The organism is Pseudomonas sp. LARHCG127, assembly GCF_052871455.1.
The window spans coordinates 224,372-242,650 of the sequence record NZ_JBIXJT010000012.1; the positions used below are offsets into that span (position 1 = coordinate 224,372).

Sequence of the window (18,279 nt, forward strand, 5' to 3'; positions counted from 1 at the left end):
TGCGCAGCATACCGCGAGCCGCGGGGCCTTGTGGCCTGTACGGTTAATTCGAGTACTCAAATTCGAGTGCCAGTGCTTGCCAGGCAAGGCGCCATGACGAGTCGTAGCCCGCTACGGCGAGGAATGGTAACGCAGCTTGGCAAGCACTGGCGCCGAAGTTGAGTGCACGAATTAGCCACACAGGCCACCAGGGGCATTCTTGAGCGCCGCGCGAGGCCGGTGCTACCATGCGCCACCGCCAGAACAGGCAAGGAACCCCTGGGTTTATGAGCACAATCCGCGAGCGCAACAAAGAATTGATCCTGCGTGCCGCCAGCGAAGAATTTGCCGACAAGGGCTTCGCCGCGACCAAGACCAGCGACATCGCGGCCAAGGCTGGCCTGCCCAAGCCGAACGTCTACTACTACTTCAAATCCAAGGAAAACCTCTACCGCGAGGTGTTGGAAAGCATCATCGAGCCGATTCTCCAGGCTTCGACACCGTTCAATGCCGACGGCGTACCCGGTGAGGTGCTGAGCCACTACATCCGCTCCAAGATCCGCATTTCCCGCGACCTGCCCTTCGCCTCGAAAGTCTTCGCCAGCGAAATCATGCACGGCGCCCCGCACCTGAGCCCCGACCTGGTGGAGCAACTCAACGCCCAGGCCCGGCACAACATCGACTGCATCCAGACCTGGATCGACCGCGGCCAGATCGCCCCCATCGACCCCAACCACCTGATGTTCAGCATCTGGGCCGCCACCCAGACCTATGCCGATTTCGACTGGCAAATCAGCGCTGTGACCGGCAAGGCCAAGCTGGATGAAGCGGATTACGAAGCGGCGGCGCAGACGATTATTCGGTTGGTTTTGAAGGGGTGTGAGCCCGGCTGACAGACCGAGTGGCCTTCATCGCGAGCAAGCTCGCTCCCACAAGGGATTTGGGTTGTTCGCAGAATCTAAATTCACCGCAGAACCCTGTGGGAGCGAGCTTGCTCGCGATTGAAGACAACTCGATTTCAAGTCAAAGCCAAATGGCATCCCACAGCGGATAGTCGCCAAGCCGCTCTACCAGGCCTGCCCGCAGTGGATTTGCCACAACATAGCGAGCCAGCTTTACCAAATCCTCTTCCCGCCGCAGCGCTCGGTCATGAAATCCTTGTTGCCAAAGGCTGACTTTATTATCCAGGCGCAGATTTACAGCTTTAGTAGTCAATGATTTGGTCCTTTGCATCAACTCACTCAAAGATCCCTTGCGTAACTCGACCAACCAATGGAAATGATCAGGCATGACCACCCAGGCCAATGAATCGGCCCAGCCTTGCTCCTGAGCTTTTCGAAATTGATCAACAACCAGCCTCCCCAGAATAACGTCCTTAAAAACGGCTGCACGGCCCAATGTATTGGTGGTCAGTAAATAGATCCGGCTGGATTCAGCGTAGCGGCCGAGGCGCAGTCTATGTGAAGCAGGTGAACCAGGCATTCCTTGCCCCTTCGATGATTTGATTCATGGAGAAGGCTAGACCTGTGGATGCCTGGATGGGAGGTAGACTTTTGGCTGGATGTGTCTGGTAGATAGCTATCGCGAGCAGGCTCGCTCCCACAGTTTAGATCTGCGGCGTTTGCAGAGTGTCTGCCCACCTCAACCCTCCTGTGGGAGCGAGCCTGCTCGCGATAAAGGAAGCCCAGTCAATACAAAATCAAGCCCCAGCATCCGCCCTCAACCGCAGCGCCTCCACCGCCCTCACCGCCACCTGCTCATCCACATCCGAAACATCCCCACTCACCCCAATCGCTCCCAGCACTCTCCCCTCCTGATCCCTGATCAACACCCCACCCGGGGCCGGTACGACGTTGCCTTGGCCCAATCCATTCAACGCGGCGAAGAACGCCGGGCGTTGTTGGGCGTCCTGGGCGAGCAGGCGCGAGCCTTTGCCCAGGGCGATGGCGCCCCAGGCCTTGCCGATGGCGATCTGCGGGCGAAGCAGGCTGGCGCCGTCTTCGCGCTGCAAGGCGACCAGGTGTCCGCCGCTGTCCAGGACCGCGACGGTCAAGGGTGCGGCGCTGATTTCACGACCTGCGGCAAGCACTTGCCCGGCCAGGTTGATGGCGATTTTCAAGGTTAGAACGCTCATGGGTGCTGTCCTTCTTTTGTTATGGGAACGCCTTGCGGGCTTCACTTTCAGCAAAACCGAACCCAACAAATAGAACACAACAACGACAATTTTTGTATACAATAATTTTCACAAACAATCGTTAACGACAAAAGGCCGCAGCAAAACCTGGCGTTCCGACGAATGAAACAGGTGCTTGAGGAAATGGATTGACCTGCGTCGTTCGCCATGAATACACTCTGCGCAAAGCCACTTGTATACAATTACAAAACGTAAGAGGCACAAAACCATGAGCAAAATGAGAGCAATCGAAGCCGCCGTTCTGGTGATGCGCCGTGAAGGCGTGGACACCGCCTTCGGCATCCCGGGTGCTGCGATCAACCCGCTGTACTCCGCCCTGCAGAAGGTGGGTGGCATCGATCATGTCCTCGCTCGCCACGTTGAAGGCGCCTCGCACATGGCCGAGGGCTACACCCGGACCAAGGCCGGCAACATCGGCGTGTGCATCGGCACCTCGGGCCCGGCCGGCACCGACATGGTGACCGGGCTCTACAGCGCATCGGCCGACTCGATCCCGATTCTGTGCATCACCGGGCAAGCGCCCCGCGCCCGTATGCACAAGGAAGACTTCCAGGCTGTGGATATCACCAGCATCGTCAAGCCCGTGACCAAGTGGGCGACCACCGTGCTGGAGCCTGGCCAGGTGCCGTATGCCTTCCAGAAGGCGTTCTTCGAGATGCGCTCCGGCCGGCCGGGCCCGGTGCTGATCGACCTGCCGTTCGACGTGCAGATGGCAGAGATCGAGTTCGACATCGACGCCTACCAACCGCTGCCCCTGGCCAAACCCGCGGCCAACCGCGTGCAGATCGAGAAAGCCCTGGCAATGCTCAATCAGGCTGAACGCCCCTTGCTGGTGGCCGGCGGCGGCATCATCAATGCCGATGCCAGCGATCTGCTGGTGGAGTTCGCCGAGCTGGCTGGCATCCCGGTCATTCCGACCTTGATGGGCTGGGGCACGATCCCGGATGACCATCCGTTGATGGTCGGCATGGTTGGTCTGCAAACCTCCCACCGCTACGGCAACGCCACCTTGCTCAAGTCGGACGTGGTGCTGGGCGTCGGCAACCGCTGGGCCAACCGTCACACCGGTTCGGTGGACGTCTACACCGAAGGCCGCACGTTCATTCACGTGGACATCGAGCCAACCCAGATCGGCCGGGTGTTCACTCCCGACCTGGGTATCGTCTCCGATGCCGCCTCCGCCCTGACGGTGTTCATTGAAGTGGCCCGCGAGTGGCAAGCCGCCGGCAAGCTGAAGAACCGCAGCGCCTGGTTGCAGGATTGCCAGCAACGCAAGGCCAGCCTGCAACGCAAGACCCACTTCGACAACGTGCCGGTCAAGCCACAACGGGTGTACGAAGAAATGAACCAGGTGTTCGGCAAGGACACCTGCTATGTCAGCACCATCGGCCTGTCGCAGATCGCCGGCGCGCAGTTCCTCCACGTCTACAAGCCACGCCATTGGATCAACTGCGGCCAGGCCGGGCCTTTGGGCTGGACCATTCCGGCGGCGCTGGGGGTGGTCAAGGCCGATCCGAGCCGCAAGGTCGTGGCGCTGTCGGGCGACTATGATTTCCAGTTCATGATCGAAGAGCTGGCGGTGGGTGCACAGTTCAAATTGCCGTACATCCACGTTGTAGTGAACAACTCCTACTTGGGCTTGATTCGCCAGGCCCAGCGCGGCTTCGACATGGATTACTGCGTGCAGCTGTCGTTCGACAACCTCAACGCCCCGGAACTCAACGGTTATGGCGTGGACCACGTTGCCGTGGCCGAAGGCCTGGGGTGCAAGGCGCTGCGGGTGTTCGAACCGGCCGGTATCCAACCGGCGCTGCGCCAGGCCCAGGCAATGATCGAGGAGTTCAAGGTGCCGGTGATCGTCGAGATCATCCTGGAGCGGGTGACCAACATCTCCATGGGTACCGAGATCAACGCCGTCAATGAGTTTGAAGACCTGGCGCTGGTGGGCAACGATGCACCGACCGCCATTTCGTTGCTCGATTGACTGCTGACGCCCTCCTGTGGGAGCGAGCTTGCTCGCGATAGCGGTGAGTCAGTGCCGGTGATGTTGGCTGTACTGCCTTCATCGCGAGCAAGCTCGCTCCCACAGGGGTGCGTTCACATTATTTACAGGAGACCACCATGCCGCGTTTCGCCGCCAACCTGTCCATGCTGTTTACCGAGCAGGATTTCCTCGCCCGTTTCGAAGCCGCCGCCAAGGCCGGTTTCAGTGGTGTCGAATACCTGTTCCCCTACGACTACAGCTCCGCCGAACTCAAGGCCTTGCTCGACGCCAACGGCCTGACCCAGGTGCTGTTCAACCTGCCAGCCGGCGACTGGGCCAAGGGCGAGCGCGGGATTGCCTGCCTGCCGGACCGGGTCGAAGAGTTCCGCGCCGGGGTCGACCTGGCAATCGCCTACGCCCAAGTATTGGGCAACACGCAGGTCAATTGCCTGTCGGGGATTCGCCCGCAGAACTGCAGTGAAACCCTGGTGGAAAAAACCTTTGTCGCCAACCTGAAATACGCCGCCGAGAAGCTGCAGGCCAAAGGCATCAAGCTGGTGATGGAAGCCATCAACACTCGCGACATTCCCGGCTTCTACTTGAACAACACTGCCCAGGCCCTGTCGATCCGCGAGCAGGTGGGCAGCGCCAACCTGTTCCTGCAATACGACATCTACCACATGCAGATCATGGAAGGTGACCTGGCCCGGACCCTGTCGGCGCACCTGGGCGAGATCAACCATGTGCAACTGGCGGACAACCCGGGCCGTAACGAGCCGGGCACGGGCGAAATCAACTACCGCTTCCTGTTCGAACACCTGGACCGCATCGGCTACCAGGGTTGGATCGGCTGTGAATACAAGCCGCTGACCACCACCGAAGCTGGCTTGGGCTGGCTGAAAACCCATAACGCGGTCTGACTGGCGCGGGCTTTTGTGGCGAGGGAGCTTGCTCCCGCTCGGCTGCGAAGCAGACGCATGATTTTTCACCCTACATGGATTTCTGGGGCCGCTTCGCGGCCCAGCGGGAGCAAGCTCCCTCGCCACAGAACCCCGGGACATTTCAATAAGAGAGGATTTCCCCATGGCTAAAATTGGATTCATCGGCACCGGCATCATGGGCCACCCCATGGCAATGAACCTGCAAAAGGCCGGTCACAGCCTGTTCCTGTCCCAGCACCACGACCCGGCCCCGGCCGACCTGCTGGCCGGCGGCGCGGTGGCCTTGGCCAACCCGAAGGAAGTGGCCCAGGAAGCCGAGTTCATCATCGTCATGGTCCCGGACACGCCGCAGGTCGACGACGTGCTGTTCCGCGCCGACGGCGTCGCGGCGGGCGTGGGCGCGGGCAAGGTGGTGATCGACATGAGTTCGATCTCCCCCACCGCCACCAAGGCGTTCGCGGCGAAGATCAATGAAAAAGGCGCGCAGTACCTCGATGCCCCGGTCTCCGGTGGTGAAGTCGGTGCCAAGGCCGCCACCCTGAGCATCATGGTCGGTGGCGACAGCGCCGCCTTCGAACGCGCGCTGCCGCTGTTCCAGGCCATGGGCAAGAACATCACCCTGGTGGGCGGCAACGGTGACGGCCAGACTGCCAAAGTGGCGAACCAGATCATCGTCGCCCTGAACATCCAGGCGGTGGCCGAAGCGCTGTTGTTCGCCTCGAAAAACGGTGCCGACCCGGCCAAGGTCCGTGAAGCGCTGATGGGCGGTTTCGCTTCGTCGAAGATCCTTGAGGTCCACGGCGAACGCATGATCAAGGGCACCTTCGATCCGGGCTTCCGCATCAGCCTGCACCAGAAGGACCTTAACCTGGCCCTGCAAGGCGCCAGGGAGCTGAACATCAACCTGCCCAACACCGCCAACGCCCAACAAGTGTTCAGCACCTGCGCGGCCATCGGCGGCAGCAATTGGGATCACTCGGCGCTGATCAAGGGGTTGGAGCATATGGCCAATTTCTCGATTCGCGACAAATAAGCCCTGCACTATCCCATGTGGGAGCGAGCTTGCTCGCGATAGCGGTAGCCCAGCCAACATCGTTGTTGAATGTAAAACCGCTATCGCGAGCAAGCACGCACCCCCCGGCGTCGCATCGATACTCATAATAAAAACCGGGAGCCCGCCATGTCGGTCGATCCGCAACAACTGCTGCGCGAGCTGTTTGCCACAGCCATCGACGCGGCCCATCCGCAGCAAGTCCTCGAACACTACCTGCCCAGCGACCGCAGCGGCCGGGTGATCGTCATCGGTGCCGGCAAGGCCGCGGCAGCCATGGCGCAAGTGGTCGAGCGCTGCTGGCAGGGCGACGTGTCCGGCCTGGTGGTGACCCGCTACGGTCATGGCGCACCCTGTCAGAAAATCGAAGTGGTGGAAGCCGCCCACCCGGTGCCTGACGCCGCTGGCCTGGCCGTGGCCCAACGGGTGCTGGAGCTGGTGAGCAATCTCAGCGAAGACGACCGGGTGATCTTCCTGTTGTCCGGCGGCGGTTCGGCCCTGCTCGCCTTGCCGGCCGAAGGCATCACCCTGGCCGACAAGCAATCGATCAACAAAGCCTTGCTCAAATCCGGCGCGACCATCGGCGAGATGAATTGCGTGCGCAAGCACCTCTCGGCGATCAAGGGCGGGCGCCTGGGCAAGGCCTGCTGGCCGGCGACGGTGTACACCTATGCGATTTCCGATGTGCCCGGCGACCTGGCCACGGTCATCGCGTCCGGACCCACCGTGGCCGACCCCAGCACGTCGGCCGAAGCCCTGGCGATTCTCCAGCGCTACCACATCGAGGTGCCGGCCTCGGTGCGCACCTGGCTGCAAAGCCCGGCGTCGGAAACCGTCAAGCCCGGTGACCCGAGCCTGGCCCGCAGCCACTTCCAGTTGATCGCCCGCCCCCAGCAGTCATTGGAAGCCGCGGCGGTGAAGGCCCGGCAGGCCGGTTTCAGCCCACTGATCCTCGGCGACCTGGAAGGCGAATCCCGGGAGGTGGCCAAAGTCCACGCCGGCATCGCCCGGCAAATCGCCCTGCACGGCCAGCCGTTGGCAGCACCGTGCGTGATTCTCTCCGGCGGTGAAACCACCGTCACCGTGCGCGGCGATGGCCGTGGCGGGCGCAATGCCGAATTCCTGCTGAGCCTGACCGACAACCTCAAGGGCCATCCCGGCATCTATGCGCTGGCCGGCGACACGGACGGCATCGACGGCTCCGAAGACAACGCCGGCGCCCTCATGACCCCGGACAGCTATCGCCGCGCCGCCGAGCTGGGCCTGTGCGCCAGCGACGAGTTGGACAACAACAATGGCTACGGCTACTTCGCCGCCCTTGACGCGCTGATCGTCACCGAACCGACCCGCACCAACGTCAACGACTTTCGCGCCATCCTGATCCTCGAGAACCCCAAACATGACGCCTGATAAAAAGGTCAAGATCCTCGCGACCCTCGGCCCCGCGACGCGCGGCATCGATGACATCCGCGAGCTGGTACAGGCCGGGGTGAACATCTTCCGCCTGAACTTCAGCCACGGCGAGCACGCCGACCACGCCCAGCGCTACCAGTGGATTCGTGAGGTCGAGCAGCAACTCAACTACCCGCTGGGCATCCTGATGGACCTGCAAGGCCCGAAGCTGCGGGTCGGCCGGTTCGCCGATGGCAAGGTCCTGCTGCAACGAGGCCAGGCCCTGCGCTTGGACCTGGACCCGACACCGGGCGATCAACGCCGGGTGAACCTGCCCCACCCGGAAATCATCGCGGCCCTGGAGCCCGGCATGGACCTGCTGCTGGACGACGGCAAGTTGCGCCTGCGCGTGATCGCCAGGCACAGCGACGCCATCGACACCGAGGTGCTCAACGGCGGCGAACTGTCGGACCGCAAGGGCGTGAACGTGCCCCAGGCCGTGCTCGACCTGAGCCCGTTGACCGCCAAGGACCGGCGCGACTTGAGTTTCGGCCTTGAGCTGGGCGTGGACTGGGTGGCGCTGTCGTTCGTGCAGCGTCCCGAGGACATTCGCGAGGCGCGTGGGCTGATCGGCAACAAGGCGTTCCTGATGGCGAAGATCGAGAAGCCGTCGGCGGTGACCCAACTGCGCGAGATCGCCGAATTGAGCGACGCAATCATGGTCGCCCGTGGTGACCTGGGGGTCGAAGTCCCGGCCGAAAGCGTGCCGCAGATCCAGAAAAACATCATCGGCACCTGCCGTGCCCTCGGCAAACCGGTGGTGGTGGCGACTCAGATGCTCGAGTCGATGCGCTTCTCCCCGGCCCCCACTCGTGCCGAAGTCACTGACGTCGCCAACGCCGTGGCCGAGGGGGCCGATGCGGTCATGCTCTCGGCGGAAACCGCGTCCGGCGATTACCCCCTCGAAGCCGTGCAGATGATGAGCAAGATCATCCGTCAGGTGGAAAACGGCCCCGACTACCAGGCGCAACTGGACGTCAGCCGGCCGAAGGCCGAGGCCACGGTGTCGGACGCCATCAGCTGCGCGATCCGGCGCATCAGCAGCATCCTGCCGGTGGCGGTGCTGGTGAACTACAGCGAATCGGGCAGTTCCAGCCTGCGCGCGGCGCGGGAACGGCCGACGGTGCCGATCCTCAACCTCACGCCGAACCTACAGGCCGCCCGCCGCCTGACGGTGGCCTGGGGCGTGCACTCGGTGGTCAATGACCGGTTGAAACAGGTGGATGAAGTCTGTTCCACCGCCCTGGAAATCGCCCAGGCCCAAGGCATGGCCCAGCGTGGCGATACCCTGCTGATTACCGCGGGCGTGCCGTTCGGGCAGCCGGGGTCGACCAATTCGCTGCGCATTGAGACGCTGCTCTGAGCTTTTCTGTGGCGAGGGAGCTTGCTCCCGCTCGGTTGCGTAGCAACCGCAAAAAGAGGGGCCGCTGCGCGACCCAGCGGGAGCAAGCTCCCTCGCCACAGTTCTCTTATTCCTGACCCATCATGCCCAACCATTCCTCCACCCCCCACTGCCCCGACTGGGCCACCGCCCTGCTCAACGGCTTCAGCCAAATCTTCCTCCAGCGCCATCCGCTGTGCGGCCTGCTGTGCCTGCTGGCGATTCTGCTCACGGCGCCGGCCCTGTTCGGCGGCGCGCTGCTGGGCGGGGTGGCCGGGTTGCTGACGGCCCAGCGACGTGGTTACGCCAAGGCCGATCGGCAAGCCGGGCTGTTTAGCTACAACGGCATCCTGCTGGGCTTGCTGCTGAGCCAGGCGTTGCCCTGGTCGGTGCTGTTACCGCCGTTGATCCTCGCCGCTGGCGGCCTCAGTGCGATGCTGACCCAGCAATGGCTCAAACGCACCCGCAGCCCTCGTTGCCTGCCCGCCTACACCGCGCCGTTTGTAGGGTTGGCGTGGCTGCTGATGAGTGTCACCGCGCCGACGTCCCCAGCCACTTCGATCGAAATGACGATGCCCAACCTGGTGGCCGCGCATTTGAGCGGACTGGGCCAGGTCATGTTTCTCGGTCACCCTGCGGCCGGTGCACTGATTGCGCTGGGCTTGTTGCTGGCCAACCGTCGCGCCGCGGTATGGGCCTTGTTCGCTTCCGCCGTCGGCCTGGCCTTCGCTTTGTCGCAACAGGGGAACGCAACCGCCCTTTCCGGACTGGACGGCTACAACCCTGTGTTGGTGGCGCTGGCCTTCAGCCAACAGCGTCGCCCGTGGCTGCCGCTGACGGGCATCCTCCTGGCGGTCATGCTCACACCAGGGTTTACCGCCCTCGGCCTGCCGCCCCTGACGGCACCGTTCATCCTCGCCTGCTGGCTGATCCAGGCCGGCGGCCGGGCGTGGCACCAGGCCAGCCTCGACAGCGCGCCTTGCACTCTGCGGGGTAATCACCCTAGGCTTCGCTGATTCCGGGTTCAGGCGAAGAGTATGGACAGCAGCAACAACTGGCGTGAACGCCTCTACGTGATCATTTTCCAGACCGACACCGTGGCCGGCCGGCGCTTCGACAGCACCCTGCTGCTGATCATCCTCGCCAGCCTGGTGATCGTGATGCTCGACAGCATCGACAGCGTGCACAAGCACTACGCCGCCCTGCTGGCCGGTATCGAGTGGGGTTTCACCTTCATCTTCATCGTCGAGTACGGCCTGCGCCTGTATTGCTCACCCAAGCCGCTGCGCTATGCCTTCAGTTTTTATGGGTTGGTGGATCTGCTGGCGATCGTGCCGGGGATCCTGGCGCTGTACTACAGCGATGCCCAATACCTGCTGATCATTCGGATCATCCGCATGTTGCGGATTTTCCGTGTGCTCAAGCTCAGCCCTTACCTCAAGCAAGCCAACTACCTGATGGCGGCGCTGCGCGGGAGCAAGCAGAAAATCATCGTGTTCCTCGTCAGCGTCTCGACCCTGGTGACCGTCTTCGGCACGCTGATGTACGTCATCGAAGGCCCCGAGCACGGGTTCACCAGCATCCCCAAGGGCATCTATTGGGCTATCGTGACATTGACCACCGTAGGCTTCGGCGACATCGTGCCCAAGACCCCACTCGGCCAAGTGGTGTCGTCCCTGGTGATGATCACCGGTTACTCGATCATCGCCGTGCCGACGGGCATTTTCACGGCGGAACTGGCCACGGCCATGCGCGGCGACCAGCTCAAGCACGATTGCCCGGTGTGCAGCAAAAACAACCATGAACACGGCGCCGCTTTCTGCTCCCGTTGTGGCAATGCGTTGTTTAGGAAATTGGAATAAGCAAAGCACTTTTTAATGCTTGATGGCCTATTGGCTTGCCGCTAGTGTTGCTGGCTAATTGCCCGGAACCCCGTTAATAAAAAGGAATTCGCAGTGAAGAACTTCTTTGGCGCCTCCCTTCTCGCCGCCGGCCTGACCTTTGGCGGCCTGGCCCACGCCGCCCCGACCCTGCTCAACGTTTCCTACGACGTGATGCGCGATTTCTACAAGGACTACAACGCCGCCTTCCAGAAACACTGGCAGGCCGAGCACAACGAAAACATCACCGTGCAGATGTCCTTCGGCGGCTCCAGCAAGCAGGCGCGCTCAGTGATCGACGGGCTGCCGGCGGATGTCATCACCATGAACATGGCCACTGACATCAACGCCTTGGCCGACAACGGCAAACTGGTGCCTGATAACTGGGTCACCCGCCTGCCGAACAACAGCGCGCCGTTCACCTCCGCCACGGTGTTCATCGTGCGCAAAGGCAACCCGAAAGCCTTGAAAGACTGGCCCGACCTGCTCAAGGACGGCGTGCAGGTGATCGTGCCCAACCCGAAAACCTCCGGCAACGGTCGCTACACCTACCTGTCGGCCTGGGGCTATGTACTGAAGAATGGCGGCGACGAGAACAAGGCCAAGGACTTCGTCGGCAAGCTGTTCAAGCAGGCGCCGGTACTGGACACCGGTGGTCGCGCCGCGACAACCACCTTCATGACCAACCAGATCGGCGACGTGCTGGTGACGTTTGAAAACGAAGCGGAAATGATCGCCCGCGAGTTCGGTCGCGATCAGTTCGAAGTGGTCTACCCAAGCGTTTCCGCCGAGGCCGAGCCACCGGTCAGCGTGGTCGACAAAGTGGTCGAGAAAAAAGGCTCCCGCGCAGCCGCCGAGGCGTACCTCAAATACCTGTGGTCGCCCGAAGGCCAGGAAATCGCCGCCGCCAACTACCTGCGCCCACGGGACCCGGCGGTACTGGCCAAATACACCGACCGCTTCCCGAAAGTAGACTTCCTGTCGGTGGAAAAAACCTTTGGTGACTGGCGCACGGTGCAGAAGACTCACTTCAATGATGGTGGGGTTTTCGACCAGATCTATAGCGGGCAGTAAGACACTGATTCAACCAGGATTGCATGCAAGCTTTTGTGGCGAGGGAGCTTGCTCCCGCTCGGTTGCGCAGCGACCGCCGGAATGGGGCCGCTACGCAGCCCAGCGGGAGCAAGCTCCCTCGCCACAAAAGCACTCCCTTATCTGCTGTGCTGTGTCTAATCTGCTGGGCTGTGCCTACCATTAACCGCGGGCATGACAGCTATCAACCACAAGCCCTGTTCCAGAGCCCTGTAACGCTTTAGCCTCGCGCCATCTTTCCTGTTCACTGACGAGATTGCCATGAGTGCTCATCCCCCCACCACGCCCGGCAGCACCCTGACCCGTGGCATGGTCCTGCTCTTCGCCTTCTGCTGCGGCGCCATTGTCGCCAACATCTACTACGCCCAACCCATCATCGAACTGATCGCCCCTGACGTCGGCTTGAGCAGCACCATGGCCAGCCTGATCGTTTCGCTGACCCAGATCGGTTATGCCCTGGGCTTGTTTTTCCTGGTGCCGCTGGGGGACTTGCTGGAGAACCGCCGGCTGATGATCCTCACCACGCTGGTGGCGATTGCCAGCCTGCTGGGGGCGGCCTTCACTGACCAGCCGAACGTGTTCCTGCTGGTCTCGCTGCTGGTGGGTTTCAGTTCGGTGTCGGTGCAAGTCCTGATTCCGCTGGCCGCGCACCTGACGCCAGAAGAATCCCGGGGACGGGTTGTCGGTGGGATCATGGGCGGCCTGCTGCTGGGCATCCTGCTGGCGCGGCCAATATCCAGTGTCGTGGCCGATCACTTCGGCTGGCGCGCCATGTTCATCATCGCCGCCGCGTTGATGGCCGCGATCAGCATCGTCCTGGCGCTGACCGTGCCCAAGCGCCAGCCCGACCATAGCGCCTCCTATGGCCAACTGCTGGGTTCGCTCGGCACCCTGCTGCGCCAACAGCCGCTGTTGCGGCAACGGGCGTTCTACCAAGCCTGCATGTTCGCCACGTTCAGCCTGTTCTGGACGGCCGTGCCGCTGGAGTTGTCCCGCAACCACGGCCTGTCCCAGACTGAAATCGCCCTGTTTGCCCTGGTTGGCGCCATTGGTGCCATCGCCGCGCCCATCGCCGGCCGCCTGGCCGATGCCGGCCATACCCGCAATGCCTCGCTGCTGGCGATGCTGTTCGCCAGCGTGAGTTTCCTGCCGGCATTCATCCATCCGCTCTACAGCGTGATCGGCCTGGCGGTGACCGGCGTGGTCCTGGATTTCTGTGTGCAAATGAACATGGTCCTGGGCCAGCGCACCATTTACGCCCTCGATGCCAAGAGCCGCAGCCGGTTGAATGCGTTGTACATGACCAGCATCTTCGTCGGCGGCGCCTTCGGCTCATCGATTGCCAGCGCGGTGTACGAGCACGGCGGCTGGTTGTGGGTGGTGATCGTCGGCAGCGCCTTCCCGCTGTTGGCCTTGCTGCGCTTCCTGAGTGCCTCGAAGAAAGTTTCCCTGGCCACGGCCTGATTACCCAGGCACAAAAAATGCCCGGTCGCTCAAGGCGCCCGGGCATTTTTCATGGAGCATTCAAATCCGCACGTTGCCACGCGGCCCGGCAATCGCCCAGATGATCAGGCCCAGGACCGGCAGCAGCAGTATCAGCAGCACCCAGAGGATTTTCATCCCGGTTTCCGCGCCACTCTTGAGGACATTGATGATCGCCCAGATATCGAGCGCCAGGATAATCAGGCCGACCAGGCCGTTGAAGGTGGAACCCATGGTGTCGCTCCCAAATGGTGGTGTGCCCCCTTAGGATAGCGGGCTCCCGGCAAGGGTTCCGTTTTATTGCTTCAGACGTGGACCGCGACCTTGAGGGCTTCCAGGGCCGGCGCGGCAGCGATGCCGACTTCGGCACACAGCGCCAGCACCCGTGGCACGTCGTTGCCGTACACCAGCACCATCTGCAATTCATCGTCGAGCAACTGGCTGAAGTTCATCAGCACGTAGCCGCCGTTTTCCTTGTTCAGGCTGCCCATCTGGATCTGGATGCGGTTGAGCGCGGTCAGGGCTTCGGTCTTCGCCAATTGCTTGGGCTTGAGGTTGAACGCCACGCCGGGGCCGAACGAGGCGACGATCTGCTCGAACAGGTCCACGTAGGTGTCGGCCTGGAACAGCACGGTGTCCGGCAGGCTGCCCACCACCACCCATTCCCCCAACGGAATCGGGAACGTGTCGTCGTAATTGATATCGGGATTGGCCGCCAGGAAAGCCGTCGGGTCCGCGTAGGCCTGGGCCGCTTCATCAGCGATTTTCTCGATGTCCGCCTCGCCGAGGCAGCCGGAGCTGATTTTACCGATGAGTTCGATGAGGGCCGCTTTCATGGGGGTGAATCCTGTGGCGAATGGAGTTTTGAGGGCGGGCAGGATAGCGCATCGCACCGGTCGAGTCAGGAACCTGTGGCGAGGGAGCTTGCTCCCGCTCGGCTGCGAAGCAGTCGTAAATCCGCTGGGCAGGGTAAACCTGACAGGTTGCGGTGGCTGGATTTGGGGCTGCTACGCAGCCCAGCGGGAGCAAGCTCCCTCGCCACAAAAGCGGTCGGGATCTGCTTTGGGCCTTCAACCCAACAATTTTTCCAACTGCGCCGTGGTGTCCACCGCGCCCATGGTCCGCGCGGCATCGAGGGCCGAGACGCCGTTGGCGTCCTTCGCTTTCGGGTCGGCGCCTTTGCCGATCAGGTAGTCGACGACTTCCACCCGGTTGAACATCGCCGCCATCATCAAGGCGGTACGGCCATCGAAGGAAGCGCCTTCCACCTGCGCGCCGCCGTCCACCAGCGTCGCGACCACGGGCAGGTCGCCCTTGAACGCCGCGCCGGCAATCGGGCTCTGGCCGTTGTCGTTGCGGATTTCCGGATCGGCCTTGTGCTCCAGCAGCACTTTCACCGTTTCCACATGCCCGTGGTAAGCGGCCAGCATCAACAGGGTGTCACCCTTGTGGTTGCGCAGATTGGGCGGCAGGCCCTTGCTCAACAGCGCGGCCATCATGGCGGCGTCGCCCTGGCGCGCGACGTTGAACACCTGCTCGGCAAACTCGGCAGCCTCTTCCGGGGTCATCTGGCGGCTTGTATCGGACATCGGGAACTCCACTCGGGTCTTCGCAAAGCGGCTAGTTTCCCGAGGGACCTGGGCGCTGTCATCCCTTTTTTCACTGTGCCCGTCATAGCCAGAATCAATAACGCAGTTGGCCGCCCTGGATCCGGGTCGCCAGTTGCCGGTCGACCCGCACGTAGGTGTCGGTGCCGGGAAGCCAGGCATAGACCGGCTCATCCCCAGTGCCACACGGATCGAACCCTTCGGTCTTGAGGCGCGTCTTCTGGTATTTGAAGGTGCCGGTAGTGTCCATTTTCACCTTGATGCGCAGGAACAGCGGCACGGCATATACGGGCAACTTGCAGTGCAAAAATTGCAGCAGCTCGCTGAAATCCAGGGTCGCCAGGGATTCAGACGGGGTGATCGCCGCCATGCCGGCGCGGCCATTGGTGCCATTGATCTCCACACCGTAAGCCACCGCCTCGGCCACCTGCGGGTGTTGCAGCAAGACGTTTTCGACTTCCGTGGTGGAGACGTTTTCGCCTTTCCAGCGATAGGTGTCGCCGAGGCGATCGACGAACTGCCCATGCCCGAAGCCGATGTTGCGCAGCAGGTCCCCGGTGTTGAAATAACGGTCGCCCGGCACGAAGACATCCCGGCAGATGGTTTTTTCGGTCTTGGCGGGATCCGTGTAGCCGTCCAGTGGTGCCTTCTCGTCGATCCGCGCCAGCAGCAGGCCCGGTTGGCCCCTGGGGACTTTTTGCATGCGCCCTTGCAGGTTGCGCAACGGCAAGCCGCTGGCTTGGTCGTACTGCACCAGCTCCCAGCCCATCAGCGAGAATCCGACGGTGTTGTCGAAATTCAGGATATTGGTGAAACCGATATTGCCGTCGCTGGCCGCATACAGCTCGCAGATGTGGTCGACGCCGAAGCGCGTCTTGAAGGCCGACCAGGCCCCAGGGCGCAGGCCGTTGCCGATCATTTTCCTCACACCGTGGTGGCGGTCATCGGCAGCGACAGGCTGGTCGATCAGGTAGCGGCACAACTCGCCGACATACCCCAGGGTGGTCGCCCGGTAACGGCGCACATCGCTCCAGAACTGGCTGGCGCTGAACTTGCGGCGAATCGCGAACCCCGATGCGCCACAGATCGCCGCGCCCCAACACACGCACAGGCCTGTGGCGTGGTACAGCGGCAAGGTGCAATAGACAACATCGTCGGGCTGCATGTCCAAGGCGATCAGACCGAAGCTGGTGGACGTGCGCATCCAGCGACCATGGCGAAAGACTCCGGCCTTGGGCAGGCCGGTAGTGCCCGAGGTGTAGAGATAAAAACATGGATCGTTGCAAAAAACCTGCTGGCTGCACGCCGGGTTATCGCCGGGGTAATCCGCACAATCAGCCATCAGGTCGACGAAGCCGGACGGAACATCGCCACTGTCCTGATCCGCTACCCACCAGGTCCTGCCGCTCGACAGCGCGGTGCGCGCTCGCACGTCGTTGAAGGCCGCGACCCGCTCGTCCCCGACCACCACCGCGACCGGGTTGACCAGGGCCAGGCTGTGCACCAGCGCATCGCCGGTTTGCGAGGTGTTGAGCATGGCACTGACCGCGCCAACCTTGGCCATCGCCAGCACGCTGATCAACAGCTGCGGCCGGTTCTCGATGAAGATCGCCACGCAATCGCCCTTGCCGATGCCCTGGGCCAACAGGTAATGGGCGATGCGATTGGCCTGCGCGTTGACCTGTGCATAACTCAACACCGTGTCGCCACACAGCAATGCCGGGCCCTGGGGATTGCGTTGCGTGGCCTGTTCGAAACACCAGCCCAGGCCACAAGGCTGGGTCGGGTCCTGGACATTGGCCAGCTTCATGCCTTTGACGATGCGCGGGACGGCCCTGGCGATGGCAGGCAACTTGCGCAGCATCATGCCCCAGGTAATGGTGTCGTTGGGTGTACGACTCATGGTGATTTCCCCGTTCGACCTCGTGGGTCTCGGTTCTTGTTATCGGGCTGGCGGTGATTTTGGCTCGAAAGTACGCTCGCACTTGCGAGGCTGTACACGCGGTTTTTGCAATGTTTTGTATCCGCTGCCCGAGACAGGCGAAGCGTGAGCGCCGGAAAACGATTTGGTTCCAAAAATCATTGCCGGACCACGCAAAATGCAGGATGCACGGTGGCCATTCATGCAAGATGCACGAAAGCAAAATCCCACACAAAACATAACCTATTGTTTTTAAAGTATTTATTGAAAACTTAGATGCTGGCACAGACAGTGCAACCACCCCTCCACGGTTTGCCACACCATGGAGCAGTCAACTATGAACATGATTCAAGAAAAGTTTGCGTCCCTGTTTTCCAACTACGAAGTGACCACTCAGCCCCGCCCGGATGGCGGCATTTTGCTGACCTTGCGCAATAGCGACGGCAAGCTGTTCAAGCGCACGATTTCCTATGCTCAATTGCATGCGGGGGACCAGTTGTCCTGGGCGATCAGCGCGATCCGTCGCGACCTGGCTGAACAGGCCAGCGAGTTGCCACAGATCACGCTGTTGCAGAGCCAGCATCGGTTTGCGCTGCCGACTTACCATAGCGCTTGAGTCTGCTGGTCAATTTGATTTGCTGTTTACTTGGAAACGGCGCTTTTCAGAGATGGGAAGCGTCGTTTTTTTGCGCCTTCTTTTGAGGGCAATTGATCGGTGTGTATATCCGTTTCTGCGGTAACGGCCACTTATGACTGATGGGGACCGCGTTCCTCCTGTGGGAGCGGGCTTGCTCGCGAAGGCGGTGGGCCCGTTTGCAGTGATGTTGGATGTGCCGGCCTCATCGCGAGCAAGCTCGCTCCCACAGGGGATCTTGGGTGTTCATGAGTCTTGTGTTCACCGCAGATCCATTGTGGGAGCGAGCTTGCTCGCGAAAGCGGTGTGTCAGTTGACGGTGATGTTGGTGGGCCGGCCTCTTCGCGAGCAAGCTCGCTCCCACAGGGGATCTTGGGTGTTCATGAGTTTGTGTTCACCGCAGATCCATTGTGGGAGCGAGCTTGCTCGCGATAGCGGTGGCTCAGCCACATAGATGTCGGCCTTTGCCCCACTCTTGCTCTTGCTCTTGCTCTTGCTTTGGATCTTGATCTTGATCTGAACGCCCCGTTAAACCACGCTGGCCGAACGCAGGCATTGCGCAGTGGGCACCTCGGCATGGATGCCGAGGTAGCCGCGCTGGGCCATGGATGGCCCTTCGCGGCGGCCCACGGAGCAATGCCGGAGTGAGGGCACACCGAGCCTAGGCGAGGTGCCGAGTGG

17 protein-coding genes are annotated in these 18,279 nt (G+C 61.8%); 11 read left to right on the forward strand and 6 right to left on the reverse strand.

Features of this window, described 5'->3' with window-relative positions; all coding sequences use genetic code 11:
* Positions 1 to 266: 266 nt before the first annotated feature.
* A complete protein-coding gene (locus ACIPQ1_RS21155) occupies positions 267 to 872 on the forward strand; it encodes a TetR/AcrR family transcriptional regulator (protein WP_411385328.1) in 606 nt (201 codons plus the stop codon).
* Between the two features lie 130 nt (positions 873 to 1,002).
* On the opposite strand, the gene ACIPQ1_RS21160 is transcribed toward ACIPQ1_RS21155, so the two are convergent.
* Entirely contained in the window at positions 1,003 to 1,461 is a 459-nt protein-coding gene (locus tag ACIPQ1_RS21160) for an REP-associated tyrosine transposase (protein ID WP_250965804.1), read from the reverse strand.
* Positions 1,462 to 1,678: 217 nt separating this feature from the next.
* The gene (locus ACIPQ1_RS21165; protein ID WP_250965805.1) at positions 1,679 to 2,113 is read right to left on the reverse strand and encodes a GlcG/HbpS family heme-binding protein; all 435 of its coding nucleotides are present in this window, start codon (positions 2,111 to 2,113) and stop codon (positions 1,679 to 1,681) included.
* Positions 2,114 to 2,381: 268 nt separating this feature from the next.
* Between ACIPQ1_RS21165 and gcl the strand changes: the two genes are divergently transcribed.
* The 9 genes from gcl to ACIPQ1_RS21210 all read left to right on the forward strand — a co-directional run bounded on the left by gcl (position 2,382) and on the right by ACIPQ1_RS21210 (position 13,418).
* Positions 2,382 to 4,157: a glyoxylate carboligase gene (gene gcl, locus ACIPQ1_RS21170; RefSeq protein WP_411385331.1), complete on the forward strand. Its 1,776-nt coding sequence runs from the start codon at positions 2,382 to 2,384 to the stop codon at positions 4,155 to 4,157.
* Between the two features lie 137 nt (positions 4,158 to 4,294).
* Complete coding sequence (gene hyi, locus ACIPQ1_RS21175; RefSeq protein ID WP_411385332.1) at positions 4,295 to 5,077, forward strand: hydroxypyruvate isomerase; 783 nt, start codon at positions 4,295 to 4,297, stop codon at positions 5,075 to 5,077.
* A 163-nt stretch (positions 5,078 to 5,240) separates the two neighbouring features.
* A complete protein-coding gene (locus ACIPQ1_RS21180; RefSeq protein ID WP_411385333.1) occupies positions 5,241 to 6,131 on the forward strand; it encodes a 2-hydroxy-3-oxopropionate reductase in 891 nt (296 codons plus the stop codon).
* Between the two features lie 147 nt (positions 6,132 to 6,278).
* Positions 6,279 to 7,559 (forward strand): glycerate kinase type-2 family protein, encoded by a 1,281-nt coding sequence (locus tag ACIPQ1_RS21185; protein WP_411385334.1) that lies wholly within the window; start codon positions 6,279 to 6,281, stop codon positions 7,557 to 7,559.
* The gene (pyk, locus tag ACIPQ1_RS21190) at positions 7,549 to 8,964 is read left to right on the forward strand and encodes a pyruvate kinase (protein WP_411385335.1); all 1,416 of its coding nucleotides are present in this window, start codon (positions 7,549 to 7,551) and stop codon (positions 8,962 to 8,964) included. Before ACIPQ1_RS21185 ends, pyk begins: the two co-directional genes overlap by 11 nt.
* 122 nt (positions 8,965 to 9,086) lie before the next feature.
* Complete coding sequence (locus ACIPQ1_RS21195; RefSeq protein WP_411385336.1) at positions 9,087 to 9,998, forward strand: urea transporter; 912 nt, start codon at positions 9,087 to 9,089, stop codon at positions 9,996 to 9,998.
* A gap of 21 nt (positions 9,999 to 10,019) precedes the next feature.
* Entirely contained in the window at positions 10,020 to 10,844 is an 825-nt protein-coding gene (locus ACIPQ1_RS21200; protein WP_250965811.1) for an ion transporter, read from the forward strand.
* Positions 10,845 to 10,937: 93 nt separating this feature from the next.
* Positions 10,938 to 11,936 carry a sulfate ABC transporter substrate-binding protein gene (locus ACIPQ1_RS21205; RefSeq protein WP_411385337.1) on the forward strand — a complete coding sequence of 333 codons (999 nt, stop codon included), beginning with the start codon at positions 10,938 to 10,940 and terminating at the stop codon, positions 11,934 to 11,936.
* A 279-nt stretch (positions 11,937 to 12,215) separates the two neighbouring features.
* The gene (locus ACIPQ1_RS21210; protein WP_446534723.1) at positions 12,216 to 13,418 is read left to right on the forward strand and encodes an MFS transporter; all 1,203 of its coding nucleotides are present in this window, start codon (positions 12,216 to 12,218) and stop codon (positions 13,416 to 13,418) included.
* 60 nt (positions 13,419 to 13,478) lie between these two features.
* Here the strand turns inward: ACIPQ1_RS21210 and ACIPQ1_RS21215 are convergent, their stop codons facing one another.
* From ACIPQ1_RS21215 to ACIPQ1_RS21230, 4 genes are all read right to left on the reverse strand, one after another.
* Complete coding sequence (locus ACIPQ1_RS21215) at positions 13,479 to 13,670, reverse strand: PLDc N-terminal domain-containing protein (protein WP_003204476.1); 192 nt, start codon at positions 13,668 to 13,670, stop codon at positions 13,479 to 13,481.
* A 71-nt stretch (positions 13,671 to 13,741) separates the two neighbouring features.
* Positions 13,742 to 14,272, reverse strand: coding sequence for a hypothetical protein (locus tag ACIPQ1_RS21220; protein WP_446534724.1), 531 nt, complete (start codon positions 14,270 to 14,272; stop codon positions 13,742 to 13,744).
* A 234-nt stretch (positions 14,273 to 14,506) separates the two neighbouring features.
* Positions 14,507 to 15,025 (reverse strand): ankyrin repeat domain-containing protein, encoded by a 519-nt coding sequence (locus ACIPQ1_RS21225; protein ID WP_446534725.1) that lies wholly within the window; start codon positions 15,023 to 15,025, stop codon positions 14,507 to 14,509.
* A 94-nt stretch (positions 15,026 to 15,119) separates the two neighbouring features.
* Positions 15,120 to 16,946 carry a long-chain-acyl-CoA synthetase gene (locus ACIPQ1_RS21230; RefSeq protein WP_446534726.1) on the reverse strand — a complete coding sequence of 609 codons (1,827 nt, stop codon included), beginning with the start codon at positions 16,944 to 16,946 and terminating at the stop codon, positions 15,120 to 15,122.
* Positions 16,947 to 17,301: 355 nt separating this feature from the next.
* On the opposite strand from ACIPQ1_RS21230, the gene ACIPQ1_RS21235 reads away from it, so the two are divergent.
* On the forward strand, positions 17,302 to 17,580 hold the full coding sequence (locus tag ACIPQ1_RS21235; RefSeq protein ID WP_003204481.1) for a DUF3509 domain-containing protein: 279 nt from the start codon (positions 17,302 to 17,304) through the stop codon (positions 17,578 to 17,580).
* Positions 17,581 to 18,279: the final 699 nt, after the last annotated feature.